Here is a 25779-nt window from a genome sequence, read left to right as displayed (position 1 = left end):
GTGGGCCGCGGGCGGCAGGCACGGACGGTTTACTGGGGCCATGACGCACCCCAGTCAGGACACCGGCCGAGCCCCCGCCGACGCCGAAGCCGCCCCCTCCGCCCCTGCCCCCGTGGTCACCGGCACCCCGGGCTCCTTCGCCCGCAGTGTGCTGGACGAGCGGCACCCGGCCCTCATCGAGCGCGTCCGGCGGACCACCCCGTACCCACCCGAGCAGCAGCGCGCACTGGACGCCCTCCTCGACGAGATCACCAAGGGGTCCATCGAGCGGTTGGACGACGACGAGCCGGGCGCCGGCCACTGGCGGGACGAGCCGTACTACGGGCAACGCTGGGCGGACGTGCCGTTCCTCTGGGCGGAGAGCTTCTTCTACCGCAAACTCCTGGCCGCCCTGCGGCACTTCACCCCGGGACCCTGGCTGGGCATCGACCCCTTCGCCCCCTTCAAGAACGCCGAACTCGCGGGCTCCAAGGTCGACGACGAACTCTCCGCGCTCGACCGCCTCGCCGAACTGCCCCCGGACGAGCGGGACCGTACCCTCCTGCTCTCCTCCCTCTGGGGCAACCGGGCCGACCTCGGCTTCCAACTGTCGGCGGGTGAGGCCGGGTTGGGCGACCGGGTCCAGGGACTCGTCGTCGACGACTCGGACGCGCTGTGGGACGCCCTCGCGGCCGGAGAGCCGGGTGGCCGCGGAGAGACAGGTGGGCCCGGCGGTCCCGGCAAGGTCTGTCTCGTCGCCGACAACGCCGGCCCCGAACTGCTCCCCGACCTCGTCCTCGCCGACCACCTGCTGGCCACCGGCCGGGCCGCCTCCGTCGTCCTGCACCTCAAGCCGTACCCGTACTACGTCTCCGACGCCACCACCCCCGACACGCTCGCCTGTCTCGACCGGCTGACCGGGGCGTCCGGTCGCGCCGCAGAGGTTGGCGGACGGCTGCGGGACGCCGTCGGCGACGGGCGGCTGATCCTGCGCAGCCACCCCTTCTTCTGCGCGCCGCACCCCTACGACCGGATGCCCGCCGACCTCCGGGAGGACTTCGCGTCCGCCACGCTCACCGTCATGAAGGGCGACCTCAACTACCGCCGCCTGGTGGGCGATCGGCACTGGCCGGCCACCACGCCGTTCGCCGGGGTCACCGCGTACTTCCCGGGCCCGGTGGCGGCCCTGCGGACACTCAAGTGCGACGTCATGACCGGGCTGACTCCCGCCACCCTGGCGGAACTGGACGCGGGCGCGGAGTCCTGGCGTACGAGCGGAACGCATGCCCTCATCCAGGTCAGGCGCTGATCCGGGTCAGGCGCTGATCCGGGTCGGGCCCCGATCCAGGTCAGACCCGTATCCCGATCCAGGTCAGACCTTGACCGCCGGCTTTCCGTCGTCCGATGTGGTGGGCAGTCCGGTGGCCGACAGTGCGCCGAGCGCCGCGACGGCAGCGAGGACGAGCAGGGCCGCGCCGGTCGTCGAGACGTCGGCCGGTCGGAACACCGTGGCCAGGGCCACCCCGAGCATCGGCCCGATGTTCATCGCGGTCTGCTGGAGCCCGCCCGACACCCCCGCGACCGCCACGGACGCCGCGCGTACGAGGACCGCGGTGGCGGTGACCATCACGGCCACGAAACCGGCCCCGAGGAGCAGGAAGCAGCAGCCGATCGCCACGGAGCCCGACGTCCGGTCGAGGCGGGACATCAGCAGGGTGGCGAGGGCGACAAGTGCCGCACCCGTCATGACGGTTCGGCGCGGGCCGAAGCGGCGGAACAGGACCGTGGACAGGGGTGCCCCGGCGACCATCATGAGGGCGAGCGGCAGCGCGTGCAGACTGCTCTCAAGAGGGTCCAGGCCCCGCACGTCCTGGAGGTAGTAGGTGCCGAGGAACAGCGTGCCGAACATCGCCGCCGACACGGCCACCAGCGCCCCGAGCGCCGAGGTGACCGTCGTCGAGCGGAATACCTCGGGCGGGATCAGCGGTCCGGCAGTACGGCGTTCATGGCGGACGAAGGCGGCGCAGGCGACCGCCGTGCAGAGGACGCCGAGAACGGTGGCGGCGGTCCCGCCGGAGCCCGGCAGGCCGACCAGGGTGTGGACCAGACAGATCAGCGTCACCGCCAGGAGGCCCGCGCCGGGCAGGTCCAGGCGTACGTCCGAGGTGGGCGCCGGTACGCGCACCGCGAGGGCGAGCGCGCCCGCCGCCACCGCGGGTATCACGCTCAGGAAGAAGACCCACCGCCAGCCGGAGTGGGAGATCAGCGCGCCGCCGACGAGAGGTCCGAGCGCGGCGGCCGCGCCGATCGCGCTCGTGCGCAGGGCGACGGGCATGCCGAGCCGGTCGGGCGGATAGGCGGCACGGAGCATGCCCAGGGTGGCCGGTTGCAGCAGCGCCCCGAAGACCCCCTGGACGACGCGCAGGGCGATGACCCAGCCGATGCCGGGTGCCAGACCGATGGCCGCCGAGGCCAGGGCGAAGCCGAACACGCCGAGGGCGAAGACCCGTCGGTGCCCGTGGCGGTCGCCGAGCCGGCCGGCGAAGACCAGCAGACAGGCGACCGCGATGAGATAGCCGGTGCTGATCCACTGGACCTGCACGAACGAGGCGTCGAGGTCGTGGCGCAGGGTGGGCTGCGCGACGGTGGTCACGGTTCCGTCGAGGGCCACGACCGCGGCTCCCGTGACACCGGCGACGAGCGTGAGGCGTTGCCGGAGCGCCGCGTTCACCGCTCCGGCCCGAGGTGGGCGTCCAGAGCGGCCCGTACGAAGGGTTCGACACCGTCCACCCCCGTCGCGAGCCGGAGACTGCCCCAGCCCCACAGTTGCGCGACGCCGTGCAGGTTGGCCCAGAGCGCGCCCGCGACCTCCGGGGCCCGTACGTCGGGGCGGGCCCGGCCCACCAGGTCCACCATGGTCTGGAAGAGCGGCAGGCTGGTCTCGCGCAGGCCCAGGCGGTTGCTCTCCAGCAGGTCGTGGCGGAACATCAGCTCGTACATGCCGCGGTGGGAGAGCGCGTAGTCGACGTAGATCCGTGCCAGCGCGACGAGTTGGGCCCGCGGTGTCTTCTCACCGCCGCGCAACTCCTCGGCCACCTCGGCCCCCAGCTCGGCGAAGCCTTCTCGCGCGATCGCGGACAGCAGTTCCAGGTGCGTCGGGAAGTAGCGGCGGGGCGCGCCGTGCGAGACACCGGCCCGGCGGGCGATCTCCCGCAGGGACAGGGCCTGTGCGCCCTCCTGGGTCACCAGTTCCACGCCGACGGCCACCAGCCGGGCCCGCAGCCCCGGTTCTCCCCGGCCCGGTTCTCCCTGGCCCGCTTCCGCTTCTCGTTCACTCATAGACACTGTCTACCAGCGTCACGTAGACAGTGTCTACTCACCGGCGGGGGAGGGCGGTTCGTCTTTGTGCGGGGTACCGGGAGCGCTGTCACAGGCAGCGCATACCATCACGGGGATGAGCAGCCGGACGCCACCGCGAGCGCGCCGCGTCACCCGCGACGCGGCGCTGTGCCCTGCCCTGGCCGTCCTGCTCGGCATGCTGCTCGCGGTACTGGTGGCCTGCCTCGGATACGTACCGGCGCACGCCCGGACCGCTCCGGTCGCGGCGCCGGTGGTCACCGTCTCCGTCCCGCACGAACGGCTGGCCTCCCCCGCCCAGCACGACCAGTGCTGCGGGCTGCCCACGCACGAGGCACGCGCCGTGCTGCCGGTGGGCGCCCACCCACAGCCCGCGGTGGCGCCCCGGATGCCCGTCGTGACACCCGCGGCCACGGCGGAGCGCGTGCCCGTGCTGCCGCCCGCGCGCGGCGCCCCCGACCTCCATGTCCTGCAGGTGCAGCGGATCTAGACCGGCGTCCGTACGACGACGTCCGTCCGACCCCTCACCCATCGCCGCCCGCCCGGTCGATCCGGCGCGGCGGGGACAAGGAACGCATTCCCATGAGCAGAACCAGCAAGAAGTCGGCCGCCACGGCCCGCAAGGCGCGTATCGAGGAGATGCGCCGTGCCGAGAAGGCCCGTGAGCGCCGGAACCGCGTCCTGACCATCTCGATCAGCACGGCCATCGTCGTCGGGCTCGTCGGATTCGGCGCGTACTACGTCGACCGGGCCAACGACAAGGACGAGCAGCAGCAGGCCGCGGCGAAGAAGCCGGTCGAGGGCGAGAAGTCCTGGAACGCGAAGAAGCTGACCCAGAACCATGTCTCGAAGCCCGTGTCGTACCCGATGAATCCGCCGGTCGGCGGCGACCACAACCAGGCGTGGATGACGTGTGACGGCTCGGTCTACACGAAGGCGATACCGAACGAGAACGCGGTGCACTCGCTGGAGCACGGCGCGGTCTGGATCACGTACAACGACAAGGCGGCGGACGCCGATGTGAAGACGCTCGCCGACAAGGTCGCCAAGACGCCCTACACGCTGATGAGTCCGGTCGAGGACCAGGCCGGGGCCCTCATGCTGTCCGCCTGGGGCAAGCAGCTGACCGTCGAGAAGGCGTCCGACCCGCGGGTCCAGCAGTTCCTCACGAAGTATGTGCAGGGCCCGCAGACCCCCGAGCCGGGAGCCGCCTGCACCAACGGCATCGACGCGGCCTGACCGGCTTGACCGCTTGACCGACGGCATCCGGGCTCCCCGCCGGAGTACGGAGCCCGGCGCCGCGCCGGAACCCGGATGCCGTCGGCACCCGGGCGTCTAGGACCTGTCCGGTCGATCACGGCGAAGACGCGGGGTGATCGACCGGACAGGTCCTAGGCGGCTGCCGGCGAGAGCAGCCAGGTCAGGACGAGCATGGTCTCCAGGTGGCGTTCGGGGTCCGGGCAGGTCCCGTCGGTGAGCTGGGCGATCTGGCGGAGGCGGTAGCGGACCGTCTGCTCGTGCACGTGGAGACGGTCCGCGGTGAGCACGGCGTTGTCACCGCAGCGCAGATACACCAGCAGGGTCTCCAGGAGCGGTTCCCTGCGCCGGGGCGCCAGTTCGAGGAGCGGCCCGAGGAGATCCGCCGCCGCTGCCTCCAGGAGGTCGCCCGACCTGAACGCCGTCAATGCGGCCAGGTGGTCGACGCAGCGCAGCGGGGCGGCGGCGGGCAGCAGGCCCCGCTCGATCAGTTCCAGACCGCGCCGCGCCCAGCGCAGCGACACCGCGCCCCGGCCGGGAGACACGGCGGGCCCGAGGACGGCCCCGATGGTCCTCGGCAGCCAACGCGGCCCGGGTGTACGGGGGTCGGGCAGGACCAGATAGGGCGCGGCGGGGCTGCGGTCGGCGAGCACCTCCGGCGGTAGCACCCGGGTCTGCGGATGGTCGCCCGGCGGCAGGGCGAGGACGGCGAGCGTGCCGGGCAGCCGCCAGCCGGCCGCCGCCGCGAGTTCGGCGAGCGGCCGGGTCCGCTCGTCGGGGTCGGCGACCAGGGCGTCCCGCAGCCGGTCCCGCTGCACGTCGAGCGGGGCGCGGTGGCACTCCTCGGCGTAGCCGCGCGAGGCGGCCGCGATGGCCGTCCCGATGAGAGTGAAGGTGTCCTCGGTGAGCGTGGCCAGCAGGGGCGCCGGCCAGTGCAGCCGGTACGCGTCCTCGATGAGCCGTCGGCACGCCACCCGCCCCGCCAGGTCGAGGGCGTCGCGCAGCACGTCGAGCGGGCAGCCGAGGAGGCCGTGCCGGGCGCCGATGCGTTCGTACAGGGCGATGACCTCGGCCGTGGCGGCCTGCCCCGCCCGGGTGGCGTCGTGGATCGAGACGAAGCAGCTGACCGTGCGGTCGATGATGTGGCGCACCGAGTAGCCGTGCGTGCCCTCGACGGCGTGCGTGTAGTGCGGCAGACCGGTGCGTACCGCCTCCTCCATCTCGTCGATCGCGGCAGGAATGTCCCGCAGCAGCATCCGGCGCGTCTCGCGCGGAAGCGGTGCGGTGTCCTGTGGGCCCAAGGCACGTGCGTGCGTGGGGGTCATGGCACCTCCCGTGGGTTCCCGTGGGGCTGGGCAAGACTGCGGTGCCGGTGTGAGGTACGCCAGATTCCGTGCGGGAACCGGTCGCGAAAGTGTCATGCGCCTTACACTCCGGACCACGGCGACCCACCGTCCGGTGCTACACGCTCCGCTGGGGGCTCGGTTGTTCTCCGCGGGTCGGTGGGGGCTGGGCGCGCAGTTCCCCGCGCCCCTTGCGGGGCCACCCCTGGCCCTTGGTCTTCAAGGGAGTTGGACGTGTCAGGTGTCGAATCGCTGTTACCCAGGCGTCCTTGGCGTGAGCTGCCTCCGGGGCTCGCCCCGCTGCTGAGGGCGCGGCTTCCGGAGCTGACCACGGAGATGGTCCAGGCCATCCGCAGAGAGGTACGCGGCTACCGGCAGCCCATCGGCTCCGCCGTCGCACAGGACCTCGCCGAGGCCGTGCGACTGGCGGCCACCCAGTTCACCGAGCTGGTCGAGGAGCCGGACGGGCCGCAGCAGCACTATGTGCCGCGTTTCAGGCGGCTGGGCAGACTGGAGTATCTGAACGGGCGGGGCACGGACGGGCTCCAGGCCGCCTTCCGCATCGGCGCCCGGGTCGCCTGCCGCCGCTATGTGGACGTGGCACGGCAGGCCGCCTTCTCCGGCGAGCTGGCCGTCCCGCTGAGCGAGGCCGTCCTCACCCATATCCACGCGCTGGCCGAGGAGTCGGTGACGGGCTTCGAGGAGGCACGGGCCGGCGCGGCCGACGAGGTACTGCGGGCCCGCCGACTCCTGGCGGCTCGGCTGCTGGCACGCCACCGCGATCCGCTCGCGGAACCCCTGCCCGACCTCGCCCGCCGGGCCGCCTGGCCACTGCCGGAGCGCGTCCGCTGCGCGGTCCTGCCCTCCTCCGCCGACGTGAGCAGGGTCGACGAGGAGGTGCTGCGCGTGAGCCGGGGCGGCGAACTGCATCTCGTGGTACCCCACGACGGTCTGCTGAGCCCGCTCGAGGCATCGCACGCGGCGGTGGGCCCGAGTGTCGTCCTGGACGAGGCCTGGGTGTCACTGCACTGCGCCCGGCTGGGCCGGCGCCTGGGGCGGCCCCGGGCCGAGGAGCATCTCGCGGAACTGCACCTCCTGCACGGTGCGCCGATCGGGGCCCTGCTCTGCGACCAGGTGCTCGATCCCCTGCGTGCCCTGCCGCCGGGCAAGGCGGAGCGGCTCACGGACACGCTCGAAGCGCTGCTCGCCTCTGGCGGTCGCACGGCTCCGGAGGTGGCCGCCACGCTGGGCATCCATCCGCAGACGGCCCGCAACCGGCTGCGCCAACTCGCCTCCCTGTACGGCGAGAAGCTGGCCGACCCGGCGTTCCGGTTCGACGCGCAGCTCGCGCTGCGCACCAGGTCCGTACGCCGTTCCGTGCTGCCCTGACAAACTTCCGTACGGAATTCAGCAGTTGAACCAGGAGCGGCACTGACGTGTCGTCACCATGCTCTGCCCGCATGAGACATGTGAGCACCCGCACCGCGAAACGCTTCGGCCTCCTGTCCGTCGCCGCCGCCCTGGCGGTGAGCGTGAGCGTCCTTCCCCAGGAGGCTCAGGCCGGACCCGGGGACTACCAACGGGGCCCGGACCCCACCGAACAGTCCATCACCGCCGAGCGCGGCCCCTTCGCGACCGCGCAGACCACGGTGGACGGGCCGACCTTCAAGCAGGGCACCGCCTACTACCCCACCGACACGAGTCAGGGCACCTTCGGGGCCGTCGTCGTCAGCCCCGGGTTCCTGACGCCGGAGGCGCTGATCAGCTGGTACGGCCCGCGCCTCGCGTCCCAGGGTTTCGTCGTCCTGACGCTGGAGACCAACTCCGGTTTCGACCAGCCCGACGACCGCGCCACCCAGATGCTCAACGCACTCGACCATCTCGTCCAGTCGAGTTCCGTACGGACGCGTATCGACCCCAACCGCCTTGCGGTGATGGGTCATTCGATGGGCGGCGGGGGCTCGCTCAAGGCGTCCGAGTCGCGGCCCTCGCTGAAGGCGGCCGTGCCGCTGATGCCCTGGAACAACGACAAGACCTGGCAGACCGACCGGGTACCCACGATGATCATCGGCGCCGAGAACGACGCCATCGCCTCGCCCGGCTCGCACGCCGAGGTGTTCTACGACAGCCTCACCGCCGCGCCGGAGAAGGCCTATCTGGAACTCCGGGGAGCCGACCACAACGTGGCACTCTCCTCCAACGTGACGATAGCGAAGTACAGCATCGCCTGGCTGAAGCGGTTCGTCGACGAGGACGTGCGCTACGACAAGTTCCTGTGCCCGGCGCCCGCGACGAACACCCAGATCAGCGAGTACCGGAACACCTGTCCCACCGGTACCTGATCGCTGGCACCTGATCACCGGTTGCCGATCATTTCCCGAGCACGACCGTCAGGCGCCCGCCCCCATGGCACGGGGGTGGGCGCCGAACCGTGAACAGGGCCGGGCCATGCGCGGCGATGCACGGCACGGCGCAGGCAGGGCACGACACGGCACGCATGGATGTTGCGCAGATTGTTGACGGTCGACGGGTGCATGCCTAACTTCACTGGGGCCACCCAGTCCCTGCCCCCTCCCCCGCCCCGGAAGGGATCCCCGCATGAAGCGCCGTCTCCTCCTCCCGGTCGCCGTCCTGTTACTGGCGACCGCCGCCCCGGCCCGATCCGTCACCGCCGAGGACGTACGCGCGGAAGACGTGCACGTGGAAGGCACCCTGTCCTCCGGCGCGACGTACGTCATGGACGTCCCCGCCGGCTGGAACGGCACCGTGCTCCTGTTCAGTCACGGTTTCCGGCCCAGGGGCGCCCCGAACCCGGCCCAGAACGTCACCGACGCCGCCACCCGCGGCCTTCTCCTCAAGGACGGGTACGCGCTCATCGGCTCGTCGTACGCCACCACCGGGTGGGCGGTGGAGCACGCGGTGCCGGACCAGCTGGCGACGCTCGACGCCTTCACCGCACGGTTCGGTGCGGCCCGGCGGACCCTCGCCTGGGGCCAGTCCTACGGCGGATTCGTCACCACACGGATCGCCGAGCACCACGCGGACCGCGTCGACGGCACCCTGTCCGTCTGCGGCCTCGTCCACGGCGGTGTCGCCAACTGGAACAACACCCTCGACCCGGTCTTCGCCCTCAAGGCCCTCCTCGCACCCGGTGCCGCCATCCCGCTGGCCGACTTCCCGGACCAGGCGACCGCCACGGCCGCCGCCGGCGCGTTGAGCGGGGTCGTCGCCGAGGCGCAGAACTCCGCGGTCGGCCGCGCCCGGATCGCCCTCGCGGCGGCCCTGCACAACATCCCCGGCTGGAACGACCCCTCGCAGCCCCGCCCGGCGCCCACCGACTGGACCGCGCAGCAGGCCAACCAGTACACCGCCGTCCGGGGTCTCCTCGCGACGGCGGCGTTCAGCTGGCGGCAGGACACGGAGACGCTGGCGGGCGGCAACTCGTCGTGGAACACCGGGGTCGACTACAGGGGACTGCTGCGCGCGTCCTCGGCGTACGAGGAGGTCAAAGGGCTGTACAAGGCCGCGGGACGCTCCCTCACGGACGACCTCAGGACGCTGAACAAGACGCCGCGCATCAAGGCCGACACGGCGGCGGTCGACTGGATGAGCCGGACCAGCGCCTTCACCGGCAGGCTGACGAAGCCGCAGCTCACCCTCCACACCACCGGCGACGCCCTCGTCCCCGTGCAGACGGAGAGCGCCTATCTTCGGGCCGCCACCGCGGGCGGCTCCCGGCACCTGCTCCGCCAGACGTACGTCGACAACGCGGGCCACTGCACCTTCAGCCCCGCCGAACAACTCGCCGCGCTGGACACGCTGGAACACCGGGTCGACACGGACCGGTGGGGCGACACGGGGGCGGCGGCTCTCAACTCGCGTGCAGCGCAGGCCGATCCGACCACCCCGGCCCGTTACACCGCCTACCGGCCCACCGCGTACCCGCGCCCGTACGACCTGGCCCATCCGGGCGACGCGTACCGGCCCTGACCCGTACCGCCCGGCGTGGGAACCGTCCGGGCTCCCGGGCGTTCCGCATCCTCTCCTCGACGCACGCGACCGGCATCCGGCCGCTCGCCGCCCCGACGAGGAGGAAGTTCCCGTGCCGGTACGTCCCACATTCCGCAGGACACCCCTGTTGCTGACCGCGGCGGCCGTACTGGCCGTCACGGGCTGGACCGCGCTGGGAGCACCGGCGGGGGCGGCGCCCCGGCACCGGGCACCGGAACCGCCGCCCGCGGCGTCGGCTGCGACCGTCTGCTCCCCCGCGGGCACCCTGAAGGGGCCGGGCGGACAGCGGGCCTCCGTCAGTCTCTGCGCGAGCGGCGGGGGCGTGGGAACGTCACTGTCGGCCCCGGCCACCTGCCGGCGCTCCGGCACCGCCGTCCGGTACGCCTGTCTGACCTCGGGGACCTGGACCCTGCGGCGGGACGGCCGGACCGTCGCCACGGGCCCGCTGCCCGGCGGCCGGGAGACCCCGGGACCGGGAACGTACGAGGTCAGCGGCACGGTGCACGTCCGCTCGTCGCCCGCCGGCGTGGACCTGCGGGGGACGGTCCGCACCACGCTGACCCTCACCGACCCGAAGCCCGTGGCCACGCACCGCATCGAGGTCGACCGGCACACCCTGCGACCGCACTCGTCGGCCACGCTGACGTACACCGTGGCGCGCGACAGCGACGAGGGGGACGGGAGCGCCCGCTTCGGACTCATCGGGGAGGAGGCCTCGGGCGTGGAGCTGACCACGTCCGACGCCCGCTGCGTCAACCCGCTCACCGGCCGCCATCCGTCGACGGCCCGCAGCATGTACGCGCTGGACTGCGCCCTGACCGACCTCCAACCGGGCCGGCCCTCCACGGTGGTCGTCCACGCCAGGGTCGCGAACGCCTGCACGAGCGTCGTCTCGAAGCTGGGGTACTGGATGCCGCGGGGCCAGAGCCTCTACACCGGCGGGATGCTGGCGGGGCCCACGGTCGTCTGCCACCCCTCGGAGACCCGGGGCCGCTGACCTCGTAGGACTGCGCAACCTCGCAGGGCTGCGGAAAGAGACTGTGAAAAGAGCGGGCCGGCCTCCGAGGAGGCCGGCCCGTCTCAAGCACTCATGCACTCACGCACTCGTGTGGTCCGCGGTGTCAGGACCGCGGCGGATTGTCGTCCTTGCCCGAACCGAACTGGTCCTTGAGCCTGTCCTGGGCGGTGTCGACCTGACCGCTGTACTTGCCCCCGGTCTTGCCGTCGACGTAGTCACCGGCCTTGTCGATACCCTTGCTCGTCTGCTCCGGGTGGCCCTTAAGCATGCCCTTGATCTTGTCCATAACGGACATGAGTCATCCTCCTGATCGGTTCACCCCTACGTATCAAGGGTCACCGCAGGTGGCGGGTTTCGCATCCGGGGCGGAAACGGGCAGGTCGGGGGTGGGTCAGGGTGCGTTCCGGGGGCGCTACTGGGCCTCCGTACGGCACTCCGGGTGGCCCCAGCCGTCGGGGCTCTTCGCGATGGTCTCGCCCGCCGCGTAGGAGCGGCCGCAGCGGCACCGGCCGGGGAACTTGGCCTTGAGCGTGCGCGAGGAGGACGCCGAGGAGGCGGCGGACGACGAGGAAGTGGTGGTCCGCTTCTTCGCGGAGGCCGTCTTCGGGGCCGCCTTCTTGGCCGCCGAGGACTTCGGCGGCTCCGGAGAGCCCTGCTCGCTGCCCGCGGGCTTCTGGACGAAGGCGGCCTGGCTCGCCGCCCGGTCCGCGAAGTCGTTGAGGGGGTCGCCGTCGACCTGGTGCGCGGGCACGTAACGGAACTCCACCGAGCGGCCGTCGAGCAACTCGTCGATCCGTACGACGAGTTCCTGGTTGGCCACGGGCTTGCCCGCGGACGTCTTCCAGCCCTTGCGTTTCCAGCCCGGGAGCCAGGTGGTGACCGCCTTCATCGCGTACTGGGAGTCCATCCGGATCTCCAGCGGCACACCCGGGTCCACGGCCGTCAACAGCCGTTCCAGTGCTGTCAGTTCGGCGACGTTGTTGGTCGCGGTGCCGAGCGGGCCCGCCTCCCATTCCGTGGGGGTTCCCGTACCGTCCCCCACGACCCAGGCCCAGCCTGCGGGGCCCGGGTTTCCTTTCGACGCCCCGTCACATGCGGCGATCACGCGTTCAGCCATGGGCACGATCATGCCAGGGGTGCGGGGCGGGGTCGGGCACTGGGTGAGGTGCGTGCGTATGTGCGGGTGCGTCGTGGCTTGTCGCGCCGTTCCCCGCGCCCCTGAAAGACACAAGACTGCGCCGTTGCCCGCGCCCCTGAAAGCGGCAGGTCTTCCGTCGCGGGGTGTGGGCTATGTTGAACCAGAGTGGGACACGAAGGAGGCGCACCGGTGCCATCGCCGCAGCAGGCCCGCGCGCAGGCGTCTGCGATCAGTTCGGGGAAACCGGTCACGGAGGCGGAGGCCGCTCCCACGACCCGGCTGCGGGACCTGTTCGACGGCCCCCGCCTCTCCCCCGGGCAGCGGCGCATCGCCCAGTACCTGATCGAGCACATCACCGACGCGGCCTTCCTGTCGATCACGGATCTCGCGGAGCGCGTGGGCGTGAGCCAGCCCTCGGTGACCCGTTTCGCGACGGCGGTGGGCTTCAGCGGCTACCCCGCCCTGCGGGAACGCCTCCAGTCGATCGCGCTCAGCAAGCTCGCCGGCTCGCCCGACGCCGCCGAGGAGGCCCGGCCCAACGAGCTGCAGGCCGCCGTCGACGCCGAGATCGACAACCTGGAGAACCTGCGCCGCGACTTCGCCGATCCGGAACAGGTCATCGAGACCGGCCGCGCGCTGTCGCAGTCCACTCCGCTCACCGTCCTCGGACTGCGGATCTCCGGCTCGCTGGCCGAATACTTCGCGTACGCCGCCCGGCGCATCCACCCCGACGTCCGGCTGGTGACCCGGGGCGGCAGTGTCGCCTACGACGCCCTGCTGCAGTCGCGCGAGGCGGGCGGCACATGGGTGCTGGCCTTCACCATGCCCCGGCACGCGCACGAGACGCTGACGGCCATACGGGTCGCCCGGCGGGCCGGTCTGCGCGTCGCCCTGGTCACCGATCTGGGGCTGGGGCCGCTGGCCGACGAGGCCGACGTCGTCTTCGCGACCGGTACCGGCGCACGGCTCGTCTTCGACTCGTACGCCGCGCCCGTCGTGCTGTCCGCGGCTCTGCTCCAGGCCATGACCGACGCCGATCCCGAGCGGACGCAGGCCCGTCTGGAGGACTACGAACAGGTCGCGGACGAGCACGTCTTCTTCCTCAAGGACTGATCGGTCCTTGATCAGTCCTTATTGAGTAGTCCTGGAGAAGTCCTCGATCAGGACTGATCCGTTCCGGCCTTCGCCGCCCCTTCAGCGGCATATGACTCCAGCATTCCGCAAGGCGAAATTCAGCCTCACAGGCACATGAATTTTTACATACCCTTGCTTACCAGACGGTATATATGAATACTTCTCGCTGATCGCGGATCCGGTGGGGTCCCGGTCGCCCGGGATCGCGGCGCACCCGCCTCGCACCGCCCTGGGCGCAGGAACGGGCACCGCTCACGCACGCCCGTGGCGGCCCCGGTCAATCCCCTGGGCCGGGGCCGCCAAGAACGACCAGAACCGCCCGCCGGCCACCTCGGAAGCGATCCCCATGTCCCTGACGTACTCGCCCATCAGCACGGACTGGCCCTGTCAGGTCAAGACGCCCGGCAACCGTGACTGGGAACGATCGGCGGCCAAATGGCTGCGCGAGCTGGTACCGACCCGCTACGCCAGCTACCCGCTGCTGATCCGTCAGCCCGTCCTGCTCGCCCGCCACGCGCAGATCCAGCTCCAGCAGGAGATCCGGGTCGTGCGCACCGCGCTGCAGAGCGCACGGACCGAGCTGCCCGCCATGGGGATGCCGGAGTCCGTGATCGAGCACACGATCAAGCTGTACGCGGCCGAGCTGACGCAGTTGAACCACATCGCCCGGGGCGTCCGTGTGATCACCCAGGCGCTCGTGGAGAGCCACAGCGCCCGCCAGGGCCACTGAACCGGTCACCGGCGGCCCCGCGTACACACCGGAACACGATGGCACTCAGTTCCCCGTGCGGAGCACACTGAGTGCCATCAGTATCTCGTGCGGTGCTAGGTTCGCCACCATGAGCGAGGCACCCCGTCCCGGCCGGGCGGCCGACATGAGCAACCCGAAGCCGCCGATGCGGGAGTCCCTCGTGGCGGCGGCGTTCCATCTGTTCGTGGAGCGGGGGTACGAACAGACCACCGTCGACGACATCGTGGCCCTCGCGGGTGTCGGACGCCGTTCCTTCTTCCGGTACTTCCCCTCCAAGGAGGACGTGGTCTTCCCCGACCACGAGGGCTGCCTGGCCCGGATGACCGCCTTCCTGGGCGAGAGCGGCCCCACGCACGAACCCGTGGAGCGCGTCTGCGACGCCGCACGCCTGGTGCTGCGCATGTACGCCGAGAACCCGGCGTTCTCCGTACAGCGCTACCACCTCACCAGAAAGGTGCCGGGGCTGCGGACGTACGAACTCTCCGTGGTCTGGCGGTACGAGCGGGCGCTGGCCGAGTATCTGCGCGGACGTTTCGCGGGCCGGCCGGACGGGACCCTGCGGGCCGACGTCATCGCCGCGGCCGTGGTCGCCGCGCACAACAACGGGCTGCGGTCCTGGCTGCGTTCGGACGGCCGCGGCGACGCGAGTGCCGAGGTGGACCACGCCCTCGCTCATGTCCAGGGGGTGTTCGGGCCGGAGCAGACGGCGGACGGCACGGCACGCAGGCCCGGAGCGGACGGGAACGGGGGCGGGAACGGGGCCTGGGGCGGCGGCAAGGACGACGACGTGGTCGTCGTCGTTTCCCGGCGTGGCGCCCCGCTGTGGCGGGTCGTCCAGGAGATCGAGACCACGCTCGGCCGCGATCCTGCCTGATTCCCTCACGATTGAGGGTACTGAGTTCCTTTACCTGTGGCACTGCGTGCCATATTCTGAGGCCGTGCGCGGCACTGCGCACACCTTCAGATTCCGGCCAGGCGCAGGGAGATGACATCGTGTTCCACCGAGGAAGCGGGACCACGACGGGCCTACTCGACCCGGGGACGGCTGCGGGGACCGGGGCGACGACGGCCGCGGGACCCGCCGAAGAGGGGCTTCTGTACCAACGCTGCCGCTGGTGCGGGTCCAGCACGTTCCACCGACTGCTCTGCCCGGTCTGCGCGGGCAGCGATCTGCTCACGGAACGCAGCGCGGGCCTCGGTGTCATCCGCCACGCGACCGTCGTGCAACGCAACACTCCCGGCGCGCGCAATGTCTCGCTCGTCGAGATGGCGGAGGGATTCACGGTCAGGGGCCGGGTCTCGGGGCCGCTCGTCGCGATCCGCACCGGCGACCGCGTCCAGCTCACCACGTCGTCGGATCCGGTGCGCCGCGAGCCCGTGTTCAAGCTCTGCGACGAGCCCTTCTCCGGGCCGTACGCCGGGTCCTACTCCGGCTGGCACTGACGCACTCCGCAGCACCACGGGGGACACTGGGCGGGACGTATGTCCACGGAAGAAGAGCCCGGAGGAACCCATGCACGCCCAGGACGTTCTGGTCGAAGCCTACGGACGCATCAAGGACGAGGTGCACGCCGCCGTCGTCGGCCTCTCCCCCGACGAGCTCAACGCCCGGCCCGGCGGCACGGCCAACTCGATCAGCTGGCTGATCTGGCACCTCACCCGCGTCCAGGACGACCACGTCTCCGACGCCTTCGGCTTCAAGCAGGTCTGGCTGTCCGGCGGTTGGGCTGCCCGCTTCGCGCTGCCGCTCTCCGAGGACGACACGGGTTACGGCCATGACGCGCGGCAGGTCGCCGAGGTCCGGGTGGACTCGGCCGACCTCCTGACCGGTTACTACGACGCCGTGCACGAGCAGACCCTGCGGGCGCTGAGCGATCTGCGCGCCGAGGACCTGGACCGCATCGTCGACGAGAACTGGACCCCGGCCGTCACCCTGGGCGCCCGCCTGGTCAGCGTGCTCTCCGACGACCTGCAGCATGTGGGTCAGGCCGCCTACGCCCGGGGGCGGTCGACCGCCGACTGAGCCGCCCGCCGGCCGACCGCCCGGCCTCCCGGCGCAGTGATGTGCGCCTCAGAGGCAACCCCGCCGCCGCGATCCTCGTCCTGATCCACAACGAGGTGGCGCGGCGGCGCCGGTGACCCGTCGAACCCAGGACAGTGATCCGAGGCGGAGAACCGGGGCACTATACACAGCATGTATACATACTGTGTATAGACAGGTCCGCCGCGTCCACCGCACCCGGCGGACCGAAAGGCACCCATGTACGGCAAGGCATTCGCGCCCGAGTACCAAGGCGCGCTCACCACCCTGTCCGTGAACTCCTCACTGGTCGACGTACTGGCCGCGGGCACCGAGCAGTTGCGGGAGGCCGAGCGTGCCGGGGCACGGGGAGACGCCGCCCGCTCGGGTCTCGCGGTCGCGGAGGCGCACCGGCGGCTCGGGCAGGTGGGCGACGCCGAGCGGGCGTGGAAGGCGAGTTACCGCGCGGCCCGCGAGGCGAAGGACACGGCCGCGATGGCGTGGGCCCTGTGGAGCGGCGGCACGCTCGCCCGGCAGCGCGGCGCGTTCCCACTGGCCTGGCGCCTGCTGGGGCTCGCCGCCGAACTCGGCGAACGCGGCGGCGACATCGTCGTACGCGGCTACTCGCTGGCCGGGATGGCGGAGACCGGCCGTATCCAGGGCGACTACGCGGCGGTCGGCGCGCTGCACGAGCAACTGCTGACGGAGGCGCGCAAACGCGGCGAGGCGCGGCACACGGTGTGGGCGCTGGAAGGCATCGCGCAGATGCATCGCAACACCGGTTCGTACGACACGGCGTACGCGATGTTCGAGGAGGCGGCGGAGATCGCCGGGCGGGCGGACGACCGGCGCGGTCACGCGTGGGCGCTGCGCGGTCTCGCCGACATCGTGTCCGTGCGCGACGGGGACGCCGACCGGGCGCTCGGCCTGCTCGCCGAGGCCGAGGTGACGTGCCGCGAGATGAACCTGTCGAGCGCGCTGGCGTACAACCACAAGATGCGCGGCAACGTCCTGTACCGCGCCGGGCGTTACGCGGAGGCCCGGGACCTCTACGAACTGGCGCTTTCGGAGTTCCGGGCGATGAGCGAGCCGCGCGGGGAGGCGCTCTCCCGCCTCGGCCTGGCCAAGTCCCTCGCCCGCCTGGGCCGCGACCTGAACGAGACCGCCGCCGAACTGGCGGACCTGGCCCAGGTGTTGGACCAGATCGGCCTGCGCCACGCACACCGCATGGTGTCCCACGCCCAGACCGAACTCGGCATCACCCCGGGACCGGGCACCAACTCCGACACCGCGCCCAGCACTGCCACAACCACCCTTACCAGGCAGGCCACTTCACCAGCCGCCACGGCCGAGCCCGCCACTGCGACGGACACCCGGACGGAACCCGGCACCGCGACGAACGTCCAGAACAAGCCCGACACTTCACCGGCCGCCACGGCCGAACCCGGCACATCGCCAGACGCCCCGCTCAGGTCCGACGCCACGACGCACGTCCGGGGCAAGCCCGACACCTCGCCGGACACGCAGGCCGAGCCCGGCATGACGACCGACGCCCGGAGGCAATCCGACACCTCGCCCGACACCCGGACCGAACCTGGCGTGGCCACGTCCACCCCGACCGGGCCGCCCAGCCCGCATGCACCCGCCCAGGCCGCCCCCGGAACGGAAGCAGCCGCGAAGCTCCCCGCCCCCACCGGCGCCACGGCCGGCCCGCACCCGGGACTGGCCCCTGACCCCGAACAACCCGTCACGCCCGACTCCAAGGCAGCCGCGAGCGCCCCTCCCGCCAACGCCCCGCGCGCCGCCGCGCTCACGCCCGGCCGGACCGATGCGGGGAGCCGACGATGACCACGATGTCCTCCGCGCTCTCCCCCGCCCGGCGCCCCCGGCCCGCCGCAGAGGCACGCGCAGGTGAGCGCGCCTCGCACCTGCTGGAACGCAGCCGCACCCTCGTACGCCCCGCGCTGGCCGAAGCGATCGCGCGGCTGCATCCCTGGGTGGGCGAGATGGCCGCCTACTCCCTCGGCTGGTGCGAGCCGGGTGGCGCGCCCGTCTCCACACCGGCGCACGGCAAAGGCCTGCGCCAAGCCCTCGCCGTGCTGGGCGCGGAAGCCGCCGGCGCCCCGCAGAGCGCCGGAGTGACCGCGGCCGTCGCCGTGGAACTGGTGCACACCTTCTCGCTGCTCCACGACGACATCATGGACGGCGATCCGACCCGGCGCGGGCGCCCCACGGTCTGGAAGGCGTACGGCACGGGACCGGCCGTCCTCGCGGGCGACGCGCTGTTCGCCCTGGCCGTGGAGACCCTTGCCGCCGCACCCGGCACCGACATCCCCTCGGCCGTACGCCACCTGTCCACCGCGCTCAACGACCTCGTACGCGGTCAGGCCGACGACCTGCTCTTCGAGAGCCGCCCCTGGACGGGCCCGGAGGCGGTGCGCCCGGACGAGTACCGCGCGATGGCCGAACACAAGACGGGCGCGCTGCTGGGCTGCGCGACCGCTCTGGGCGCCGTGCTCGCCGGCGCCCCTCGCGAGACGGTCGCCGCGCTCGACCGCGCGGGCCGTCATCTGGGCGTCGCCTTCCAGGTGGTCGACGATCTCCTGGGCATCTGGGGCGATCCCGCCGTGACGGGCAAACCGGTCCACGCGGACCTGCTCCGGGGCAAGAAGACGTTCCCGGTCCTGGCCGCCCTCGGCACACCGGCCGCCCGGCCGCTCGCCCGCCTCCTGAACTCCGCCGACCCACTGGACGGGGCAGACGCCCGGCGCGCCGCGTCCCTGATCGAGGACGCCGGCGGGCGCGCGGCCGCGACGGCGGAGGCCCACCGGCACATCGCCGTCGTCGACGCCTGCCTCGACAGCCTCCCCTCGACCACCGGCACCGGCACCGGCACCGGCACCACCCACGGCACCCGAGACGCTCGCGACACCCGCAGCACCCGCAGCACCCGCAGCACCCGCAGCACCGACGACCTGCGAGCGCTGCTCGACTTCCTCGTACGCCGCGAGATGTGACCGATTCCCCTCCCCCACAAGCCCCTTGACGCCTCAGAAAGCCCTTGCCACACTCACCGCACCTCACCGTAGAAAACGCTTGCTATCCACCCCCACACAGGAGAAGACGAGATGGGACGCAGAGCCGCACCTCACCTCACTCGCTCAACCCCACGGCCCCGCCTCAGGAGCACAGGTGTCCTCGCCGCCTGCGCGACGACCCTGGTCACGGCGGCGGCCCTGCTCACCGCCCCGGCCAGTGCGGCCCCCGCGAGTGCCGCCCCGACGGCAGCGTGCGGCGAAGGCTCGTACCAGGCCGAGGCCACGCTCAGCGGCAGTACCTGGACCGCCCGGCGCGGGACCGGCGTCGTCTACACCGGAACCGACATGCGGGCCGCGATGCAGGCGGCCGTCAGCAGCCTCACGGCGGGGCGGACGTCCAAGGAACGGGTCGTCGTACGCGGCTCGGGCAGCATCAGCGCCGGCTCCAGGGTCTCCCTGCCGAGCTACACCGTGCTCGACGTGTGCGGCACCATCAACGTCACCGGTTCGGGCACCGGCGACCAGGCACCGGTCTACGCACGCGGCGTACAGGACATCGAGGTCCAGCACCTCAACGTCACCGGAGCCCCGCTCTACGGCATCTTCATGCGCAACGTCACCAACGTGGTCCTCGGCCAGATCGACATGCGCCTGTCGGCCGGTCTCGGCGTCCGCATCGACAACCGCGGCGACACCACCCAGTGGACCCGCAACGTCCGTATCGACAGCGTCTACGTGTCCGGGGCGAGCAGCCACGCCGTGGAGACGTACGGGGTCGACGGCATCACCATCGGCACGGTCACCGCGCGCAACGTGGGCGAGTCGGGCCTGCTCCTGAACCAGACGGTCAACGCCACCGTCACGAAGGTGGACGCGGACGGGGCGGGCACCGGCACCGGTTACGCGGCCTTCCGGATGGCCAACCGCAACGGCCGGATCGGCAGCAGCTACGCGACCAACGTCCGGGTCGGCGAGGTCGTCGCGCGCGGTGGCGGCCGGGGCGTCTTCTGCGTCTCGGAGAGCGGTGGCGCGACCATCGACCGGGTCACGCTCTCGAACACCGGCAACAACGCGATCCTGATCGAGAACTGCTACAACGTGAACCTCGCCGCGCAGAGCGGGAGCGTCACGGGTGGCGGGGAGATCCGGCTGGCCGCGCGCACGGAGTTCCCCAACAACTCGGACATCACCGTCCAGAACCTGACGGTGACGAACTCCGTGATCAGGGAGAGTCCGTGCGGCACCAACACGACATTCCGCAACAACACGCTGGTCAACAGCACGCAGAGCATCTGCTGACATGAGTACGGGCCCCCTGCACGCACGGATGGCGTGCAGGGGGCCCGTGTGTTCGCGTCAGTGTCCTGGTTCCGGCCCCCAGTACGAGGAGCCGCCGCCACGCCACTCGATGAGCGGTGACACGGCGACCTCGTTCTCGTCGAAGTCCAGCCCGGCGCGGCGCAGGAACTCGACGATGTCCGGGAGGTTCATGGCGGTGCCGATCGGCTCGCCGTGGACCGTCACGCGCCGGCCGCCGTCGCCGCGCGGCGGATGCACGAGTACTGCGGGGTGTTCCGACATGCCCTCAGCCTCGCCCGGACCGTCCGCGCGCGCATCCGGGCAGGGCCGATGACCACCGGATCGTCACCGGGCCTCTCTGCCACGCACACGGTGAGCGGTCGGCCCGGCGCTCGCCGGCCGGGTGCCGGACGACTCGGAACCCGACGGCCCGGAACCGGACGATTCGGTACTCGACGACTGAGTACTCGGCGACTCAGTACTCGACGGCGGGGAGCAGTCCGGTGACGGGGGCGGCGAGGTCGGTCACCTGGTGCAGCTGCTCCAGCTGGTAGAGGCCGTTCAGCTGGTTGAGCTCCTGGATGCCTTCGGAGATCTTCGGAATCTTGTTCCTGTGCTCGACGGGGAGGTCGCTCACGGCGATCTGGTCGAGCTCCGCGATGGGGTCCAGCTTTCCCGTCTCGGGGACCGTGGCGGCACCCGCGGACGGTACGGCGAGACCCGTGACGCTGATGGCGAGGCCAACGGCGGCGACAATACGTCGTGTTGAGATCATGCTTTCAGCAACGGTGACAAGCTGCCCGCGGACACGGCCCCGACCGGCCCCTCACCCGACAGGCGCATCGTCACGGCTGCGCTTGCCGAGGTTCCCGTGCCGGAGGAGTCTCGGAAGAGAGGCCTTCTGCGGCCCGCTCCGCACCACGGGCCGCGGCCTTCACCAGTGGTCCACAAGGAGGTCCGTCATGGACACCGCGGCAGGCCCCGGCTTCGACACCGAAGCACTGCGCCGGGGCATCGAAGGCCAGGACGCGACGGCGCTGCTGTCGCTCTACGCGGACGACGCGGAACTGCGCGTCGTCGACCGCAACACCCAGCCGAGCCATCCGATGGTCATGCGCGGCCGTGAGCAGATCGGCGGGATGCTCGCCGACGTCTACAGCCGCGACATGACGCACACGCTGGATCAGTGCGTGGTCCAGGGGGATCACGTCGCCTTCCAGGAATCCTGTCTGTACCCCGACGGCGTCAGGGTGCTCGCCAACTCGATGATGTCGCTGCGCGACGGCAAGATCGTCGACCAGACCGTTCTCCAGGCCTGGGACGCCGAGGAATGACGCCGAGGGTCCGGATCACCTCGCGTCTGACCTGGACCTTCTCGGCGCGGCTGAGCCCGGGGCCGCCGGCGCGGCCCCGGCCCGCTCGCGGGGCGGGCCGACGCGTGTCCGCCGCTCTCCTCCGGTCGGCACTGCGGGCGGCGCGTGCACGTCGGTGATCCTTCCGCCCCCGTCCGAGGCGGCTGTCCGAGGCTGCCGTGGCCCGATGTCCTGAAGTCGCGCAATAGTTTCCTTGTGGATGGTTTTTCTGCTTACTACCTTCCTCGCCATGACAAAGACGAGCACGCCGCACGCCGCCCTCCCGGTGGACGAGGTCACCGCCGCGGCGCGTGAACTGGCCCGGGCCGGACGGTGGCAGCGCGCGTTATGCCTCCTCGACGCCACCGTCACCACCGAGCCGCGCGACCGGGCGGCTCTCGCACTCGCCGGGGCGCAGATCGCCCTGGAGCGCGACTGGTTCGGCGGTACGGACACCGCGGACGCCCGGATCGCCGCCGCGGACACGGCGATCGGCGAGCTCACCGAACCGGTCGGGCGCTGGGACCTGGACTTCGTACGGCTGCGGCACGCGTATTTTCGTCTGCTGCTCGGGGACGGTGCGTTCCGGTTCGGTCCGGCGGGCAAGGACCCCGCCGAGCTGGCGGAACTGCGTCGGCGCGCGGAAGAGTTGTGCGCTCGGGCGGCCGACGAGGTACGCAGGGGCTGGGCGCGGATGTATCTCGGGCTGATCGTCGACAACCTGTTCGCCGAGCGGGACGAGGCGCCCGCGCACTACGAACTCGCTCTGGACGCCGGGGAGTCGGCCGACGACCTGCTGGCCCGTGAGGCGCTGCGCCATCTCGGGGACCACGACCACGACAATCTCGACCACGACCGGGCGCGGGAGCGCTGGACCCGGGCGACCGCTCTCGGCGCCCGCGCCGGGAACGTCCCCGGCACCCTCTCCCAGCAGATGCTCCTGGCCGTCCTGGCCCGCGACACGGGCGACGAACCGGCCGCCACGGCGCTCGCCACGGAGGTCGCACGCTGGGCGGGAGCGATCGGAGCCGTACGCGTGGAGGCCCAGGCGACGGCGTTCCTGACGAACGAACCCTGAAGCCCGGCCCAAGCCCGAGCCCTCGAGGGGCGCGGGGACTGCGTGGCCGGCCCCCACCGGCCCGCACCGGCCCGCGGACAAAACCGACACCTCGGCGGAGCCCACTGAGGCGCTCACGACTGGGCTTAAAATATGCCCAGGCCGTAACTGGCGCTGAGGTGGACCACCACCGGGGAGCGGCCCGACGACATCGTCCGAGCCGCGCGCCTGGGCATCTTCCACGACGCTCAGGAGCAGCACATGTCCCAGGCCACACTCATGGACGGCACCGCCCTCGCCCGGCGGATCGTCGAGGAGACGGCGCGACAGGCGGCCGACCTCACCGCACGCACGGGGGTGACGCCCTGTCTCGCCACCGTGCTGGTGGGCGAGGACCCGGCGTCCGTCACCTACGTACGCATGAAGCAGAACCGTTCCCGCAAGGCGGGGATCGCCTCGCGGCACGTGTCCCTGCCCGCCGCGACCACGACCGCCGAACTGATCGGCACGCTCACCGAGCTGTCCGCCGACCCCACCGTGCACGGCATCCTGCTCCAGCACCCGATGGGGCACCACATCGACGAGCGGGCGGCCTTCGAGGCGATCGCTCCGGAGAAGGACGTCGACGGGGTGACCCTCGCCTCCTTCTCCGCGATGAGCTTCGGCCTGCCCGGCTTCTCCTCCTGCACCCCGGGCGGGATCATGCGCCTCCTCGACGCGTACGACGTCGGCCTGACCGGCAGACGGGCCGTCGTGGTGGGCCGCAGCGCGATCCTCGGCAAGCCGGTGGGCATGCTGCTGCTCGGCCGCGACGCCACGGTGACGTACTGCCACTCGCGCACCCCGGCCGACGACCTGTCGTCGGTCCTGCGGGAGGCGGACATCGTGGTGGCCGCGGTGGGACGCCCCAGGCTGGTCCGCGGGGAGGACATCAAGCCGGGCGCGGTCGTCGTCGACGCCGGTTACAACGCCGGTAACGTCGGCGACGTCGATTTCGACAGCGCCCGGGAGCGGGCCTCGCTGATCACTCCCGTGCCCGGTGGGGTCGGTCCGATGACGATCGCCACGCTGCTGTCACAGACCGTCGAGGCGGCCGTCCGGCAGACCGGCGCCTGATCAGGGGACGGGTCATCAGGGGGCCGGGCGTCAGCGGATCCACGCGCTGTAGTCCATGACGTCGCCCGCCTCCACGCCGTACTCGGGCTCGTCGACGGCCGCGGTCGCCTCCAGACCCAGGACGGCACCGTCGGCCGGGTCCATGATCAGCATCCGGCGGTAACCGGCTCCGTCGTACACGTACGCCTGGCCGAGCCGGCCGAGGCGGTCGGTCACCTGGCCGACCGGCCTCAACCCCTTCGCGTCCGCGAGGAGCCGTGTGAGCGCGGCGTTCTCGCGGGCGCCGAGGGTCCAGGTGTCGAGCAGCACCGCGGTGGCGTCCAGCAGTTCGCCGGTGGTCGGCGGGGTGTCGAGGTGCTGCGCCTCCCGCAGGTAGGCGCGCAGCCGCGTGGTGTCGTGCGGGGGCGGTGACTGGGGCGGGGCGTCGCTCCAGCTCGGCGGGAAGGTCTGCTCGCTGATGACGTGCCCGTCGTCGACGAGGCGCGGGCCGTCGGCCGCGTCGGTGAGGACCCGCCGGCCCGGGTGGCGCGGGTCGGTTGCGACGACCAGCTCAGTGTGGCTGTCGTCGGCGTTCCAGCGGACGACACGTTCCACGGGCAGGGTGATCGGCGGCTCGTCCTCCGACATGCCCACGCTCCACGACTGCACATGCGTGCCCTTGCGCAGCCCGGCCGGACCGTCCGCCGCGTCCCGCTCGGCCCGCTCCGCCCTCGCGACAAGCCTGTCGAGGGGTACGGGGGTGGAGTCGGCCCGGACCACCAGCGGGCGGGGCGCGGCGACGGCCGGGGTGGTGCTCGGGCCCGCGAGGAGGAGAGCGGTGGCGGTCACGGCGACCACCACGGTGGCTGCGAGCGCCCAGACGAGGCGGGTACGGGTCCGTCCCGGTCGGCGCTCGTCGCCCCCACTCACGCCCGTTTCTGCTCCTGCGCCTGCTCCTGCTCCTGCGTCTGTCAGGAGGTGCTTGAGCCGGTTCTCGGCCTCGTGGCCCAGCGGGGCGTCACCGAAGCGGGGGTCGTCGCCGGGCACGGGGTTGGCGCGGCGCAGCAGTTCGAGTTCGTCAGCCATGGAACTGCTCCTTCGGAGTGTCGGTGCCGGAGTGGGTGTCGGCGGGCCCGGCGCTCGGGGTCACCACGATGCGCATGCGGGCGATCTCCGTTCTGAGGCGGCGGCGGGCCCGGTGCAGCCGCATCGCCGCGGCTCGGCTGCCGCAGCCGAGGGCCACGGCGATCTCGTCGACGCCCAGTTCCTCCCAGGCGGTGAGCCGCAGCACCTCCTGGTCGGCCGGGGAGAGGCGGGCCAGCGCGTCGTGCACCCACTCGGCGGGCCGCTCGGAGTCCGGGCTGTCCACGATCTGTCTGCCGTGCGCGGTCTCGTCGTTCCCGAGCCTGTCCATCAGCCGCCGTCGGCGTCCGTAGCCGCGTACCGCGTTCGACAGGCAGTTGCGTGCCACGCCGTACAGCCAGGGAAGGGGGGACGCGGGCAGGTCGGACCGGCGCCGCCAGGCGACGGTGAAGACCTCCGCCACCACTTCCTCTACTTCGCTCGTCCGGCCGTCCAGTCGCCGCGCAACATAGCGGCTGACCGCCCAGTAGTGCTCGCGATAGGCAGCGGCGAAGATCTCGTCGTTGCTCATGTTCCGTACGTGTCCGGCAGGTCCTCGATCGTCACACCTGTTTCGGTGATCCTTGTCGCTCCGCCCGGGTGTGACGTCGGAAGGGCCGGCGGACACAGGCGGGGCATGGAGAGCAACACTGTCATCCCGGCGCTCGCGCCCCCACGTCCGGGCCGCCGTCCCGGCCTCGCCGCCGTCCGCCGGCTGACCACCACGGACCACAAGACGATCGGCACGATGTACCTGGTCACGTCGTTCGCGTTCTTCTGCATCGGTGGCGTCATGGCGCTGCTGATG

Annotated in this window: 26 protein-coding genes, 2 pseudogenes and 1 riboswitch; of the genes and pseudogenes, 19 read left to right on the top strand and 9 right to left on the bottom strand. The window is 71.9% G+C overall.

Going from position 1 to position 25779, the window contains the following annotated elements; all coding sequences use genetic code 11:
• Positions 1-40: 40 nt before the first annotated feature.
• Positions 41-1288, top strand: coding sequence for a damage-control phosphatase ARMT1 family protein (locus tag ACZ60E_RS00140; RefSeq protein ID WP_469436376.1), 1248 nt, complete (start codon positions 41-43; stop codon positions 1286-1288).
• 63 nt (positions 1289-1351) lie between these two features.
• On the opposite strand, the gene ACZ60E_RS00135 is transcribed toward ACZ60E_RS00140, so the two are convergent.
• Both ACZ60E_RS00135 and ACZ60E_RS00130 read right to left on the bottom strand, forming a co-directional pair.
• Positions 1352-2710, bottom strand: a complete 1359-nt coding sequence (locus tag ACZ60E_RS00135) for an MFS transporter (protein WP_469436374.1) — start codon at positions 2708-2710, stop codon at positions 1352-1354.
• Positions 2707-3318, bottom strand: a complete 612-nt coding sequence (locus tag ACZ60E_RS00130) for a TetR/AcrR family transcriptional regulator (protein WP_469436373.1) — start codon at positions 3316-3318, stop codon at positions 2707-2709. The genes ACZ60E_RS00135 and ACZ60E_RS00130 overlap by 4 nt, the downstream gene beginning before the upstream one ends.
• Before the next feature lie 115 nt (positions 3319-3433).
• Between ACZ60E_RS00130 and ACZ60E_RS00125 the strand changes: the two genes are divergently transcribed.
• Together ACZ60E_RS00125 and ACZ60E_RS00120 are read left to right on the top strand one after the other, a co-directional pair.
• Positions 3434-3826 (top strand): hypothetical protein, encoded by a 393-nt coding sequence (locus tag ACZ60E_RS00125; RefSeq protein WP_469436370.1) that lies wholly within the window; start codon positions 3434-3436, stop codon positions 3824-3826.
• Positions 3827-3918: 92 nt separating this feature from the next.
• On the top strand, positions 3919-4575 hold the full coding sequence (locus ACZ60E_RS00120; protein ID WP_384809846.1) for a DUF3105 domain-containing protein: 657 nt from the start codon (positions 3919-3921) through the stop codon (positions 4573-4575).
• Positions 4576-4727: 152 nt separating this feature from the next.
• Here ACZ60E_RS00120 and ACZ60E_RS00115 read toward each other — a convergent pair whose 3' ends face one another.
• Entirely contained in the window at positions 4728-5918 is a 1191-nt protein-coding gene (locus ACZ60E_RS00115) for a PucR-like N-terminal domain-containing protein (protein WP_453794246.1), read from the bottom strand.
• A gap of 252 nt (positions 5919-6170) precedes the next feature.
• Between ACZ60E_RS00115 and ACZ60E_RS00110 the strand changes: the two genes are divergently transcribed.
• The 4 genes from ACZ60E_RS00110 (at position 6171) to ACZ60E_RS00095 (ending at position 10944) form a co-directional block, all read left to right on the top strand.
• Positions 6171-7325: a PucR-like N-terminal domain-containing protein gene (locus ACZ60E_RS00110; protein ID WP_469436367.1), complete on the top strand. Its 1155-nt coding sequence runs from the start codon at positions 6171-6173 to the stop codon at positions 7323-7325.
• 71 nt (positions 7326-7396) lie between these two features.
• Positions 7397-8278 (top strand): poly(ethylene terephthalate) hydrolase family protein, encoded by an 882-nt coding sequence (locus ACZ60E_RS00105; protein WP_384809841.1) that lies wholly within the window; start codon positions 7397-7399, stop codon positions 8276-8278.
• Positions 8279-8534: 256 nt separating this feature from the next.
• Positions 8535-9926 carry an alpha/beta hydrolase family protein gene (locus tag ACZ60E_RS00100; protein ID WP_469436363.1) on the top strand — a complete coding sequence of 464 codons (1392 nt, stop codon included), beginning with the start codon at positions 8535-8537 and terminating at the stop codon, positions 9924-9926.
• A 112-nt stretch (positions 9927-10038) separates the two neighbouring features.
• A complete protein-coding gene (locus tag ACZ60E_RS00095) occupies positions 10039-10944 on the top strand; it encodes a hypothetical protein (RefSeq protein WP_469436361.1) in 906 nt (301 codons plus the stop codon).
• A 124-nt stretch (positions 10945-11068) separates the two neighbouring features.
• Here the strand turns inward: ACZ60E_RS00095 and ACZ60E_RS00090 are convergent, their stop codons facing one another.
• On the bottom strand, positions 11069-11260 hold the full coding sequence (locus ACZ60E_RS00090; RefSeq protein WP_384809835.1) for an antitoxin: 192 nt from the start codon (positions 11258-11260) through the stop codon (positions 11069-11071).
• A gap of 117 nt (positions 11261-11377) precedes the next feature.
• Complete coding sequence (locus ACZ60E_RS00085; RefSeq protein ID WP_469436357.1) at positions 11378-12094, bottom strand: ribonuclease H family protein; 717 nt, start codon at positions 12092-12094, stop codon at positions 11378-11380.
• A 198-nt stretch (positions 12095-12292) separates the two neighbouring features.
• Here ACZ60E_RS00085 and ACZ60E_RS00080 point away from each other — a divergent pair, with 198 nt between their 5' ends.
• From ACZ60E_RS00080 to ACZ60E_RS00045, 8 genes and pseudogenes are all read left to right on the top strand, one after another.
• Entirely contained in the window at positions 12293-13216 is a 924-nt protein-coding gene (locus ACZ60E_RS00080; RefSeq protein WP_469436354.1) for a MurR/RpiR family transcriptional regulator, read from the top strand.
• Between the two features lie 367 nt (positions 13217-13583).
• A complete protein-coding gene (locus ACZ60E_RS00075) occupies positions 13584-13967 on the top strand; it encodes a hypothetical protein (RefSeq protein WP_384809830.1) in 384 nt (127 codons plus the stop codon).
• Positions 13968-14133: 166 nt separating this feature from the next.
• Positions 14134-14862 carry a TetR family transcriptional regulator gene (locus ACZ60E_RS00070; protein WP_469438269.1) on the top strand — a complete coding sequence of 243 codons (729 nt, stop codon included), beginning with the start codon at positions 14134-14136 and terminating at the stop codon, positions 14860-14862.
• 119 nt (positions 14863-14981) lie between these two features.
• The gene (locus tag ACZ60E_RS00065) at positions 14982-15431 is read left to right on the top strand and encodes a Zn-ribbon domain-containing OB-fold protein (RefSeq protein WP_469436350.1); all 450 of its coding nucleotides are present in this window, start codon (positions 14982-14984) and stop codon (positions 15429-15431) included.
• Positions 15432-15501: 70 nt separating this feature from the next.
• Positions 15502-16011: a mycothiol transferase gene (locus tag ACZ60E_RS00060; protein WP_469436348.1), complete on the top strand. Its 510-nt coding sequence runs from the start codon at positions 15502-15504 to the stop codon at positions 16009-16011.
• Between the two features lie 237 nt (positions 16012-16248).
• Positions 16249-17268: pseudogene (locus ACZ60E_RS00055) on the top strand (tetratricopeptide repeat protein); the annotation flags it as partial.
• A gap of 584 nt (positions 17269-17852) precedes the next feature.
• The gene (locus ACZ60E_RS00050) at positions 17853-19025 is read left to right on the top strand and encodes a polyprenyl synthetase family protein (protein WP_469436346.1); all 1173 of its coding nucleotides are present in this window, start codon (positions 17853-17855) and stop codon (positions 19023-19025) included.
• Positions 19026-19136: 111 nt separating this feature from the next.
• Positions 19137-20345 (top strand): hypothetical protein, encoded by a 1209-nt coding sequence (locus tag ACZ60E_RS00045; RefSeq protein ID WP_469436344.1) that lies wholly within the window; start codon positions 19137-19139, stop codon positions 20343-20345.
• A gap of 57 nt (positions 20346-20402) precedes the next feature.
• Here the strand turns inward: ACZ60E_RS00045 and ACZ60E_RS00040 are convergent, their stop codons facing one another.
• Positions 20403-20627, bottom strand: a complete 225-nt coding sequence (locus ACZ60E_RS00040; protein WP_384809820.1) for a hypothetical protein — start codon at positions 20625-20627, stop codon at positions 20403-20405.
• 193 nt (positions 20628-20820) lie between these two features.
• Positions 20821-21120 carry a hypothetical protein gene (locus ACZ60E_RS00035; protein ID WP_384809818.1) on the bottom strand — a complete coding sequence of 100 codons (300 nt, stop codon included), beginning with the start codon at positions 21118-21120 and terminating at the stop codon, positions 20821-20823.
• A 187-nt stretch (positions 21121-21307) separates the two neighbouring features.
• Here ACZ60E_RS00035 and ACZ60E_RS00030 point away from each other — a divergent pair, with 187 nt between their 5' ends.
• The 3 genes from ACZ60E_RS00030 (at position 21308) to ACZ60E_RS00020 (ending at position 23870) form a co-directional block, all read left to right on the top strand.
• On the top strand, positions 21308-21679 hold the full coding sequence (locus tag ACZ60E_RS00030) for a nuclear transport factor 2 family protein (RefSeq protein ID WP_384809816.1): 372 nt from the start codon (positions 21308-21310) through the stop codon (positions 21677-21679).
• Between the two features lie 268 nt (positions 21680-21947).
• Positions 21948-22775, top strand: a complete 828-nt coding sequence (locus tag ACZ60E_RS00025; protein ID WP_453794258.1) for a hypothetical protein — start codon at positions 21948-21950, stop codon at positions 22773-22775.
• A 133-nt stretch (positions 22776-22908) separates the two neighbouring features.
• Positions 22909-22995, top strand: a riboswitch (ZMP/ZTP riboswitch).
• Positions 22996-23015: 20 nt separating this feature from the next.
• Entirely contained in the window at positions 23016-23870 is an 855-nt protein-coding gene (locus ACZ60E_RS00020) for a bifunctional 5,10-methylenetetrahydrofolate dehydrogenase/5,10-methenyltetrahydrofolate cyclohydrolase (protein ID WP_384809813.1), read from the top strand.
• 30 nt (positions 23871-23900) lie between these two features.
• Here ACZ60E_RS00020 and ACZ60E_RS00015 read toward each other — a convergent pair whose 3' ends face one another.
• Positions 23901-24935 carry a CU044_5270 family protein gene (locus ACZ60E_RS00015; RefSeq protein WP_469436340.1) on the bottom strand — a complete coding sequence of 345 codons (1035 nt, stop codon included), beginning with the start codon at positions 24933-24935 and terminating at the stop codon, positions 23901-23903.
• On the bottom strand, positions 24928-25503 hold the full coding sequence (locus ACZ60E_RS00010; RefSeq protein ID WP_469436338.1) for an RNA polymerase sigma factor: 576 nt from the start codon (positions 25501-25503) through the stop codon (positions 24928-24930). Before ACZ60E_RS00010 ends, ACZ60E_RS00015 begins: the two co-directional genes overlap by 8 nt.
• Before the next feature lie 105 nt (positions 25504-25608).
• On the opposite strand from ACZ60E_RS00010, the pseudogene ACZ60E_RS00005 reads away from it, so the two are divergent.
• Positions 25609-25779: pseudogene (locus ACZ60E_RS00005) on the top strand (aa3-type cytochrome oxidase subunit I); the annotation flags it as partial.

It is taken from the genome of Streptomyces sp. NPDC102514, from assembly GCF_055584525.1.
The sequence above is the reverse complement of the archived record's forward strand: the minus strand, read 5'-3'. Positions and strand labels throughout refer to the sequence as shown.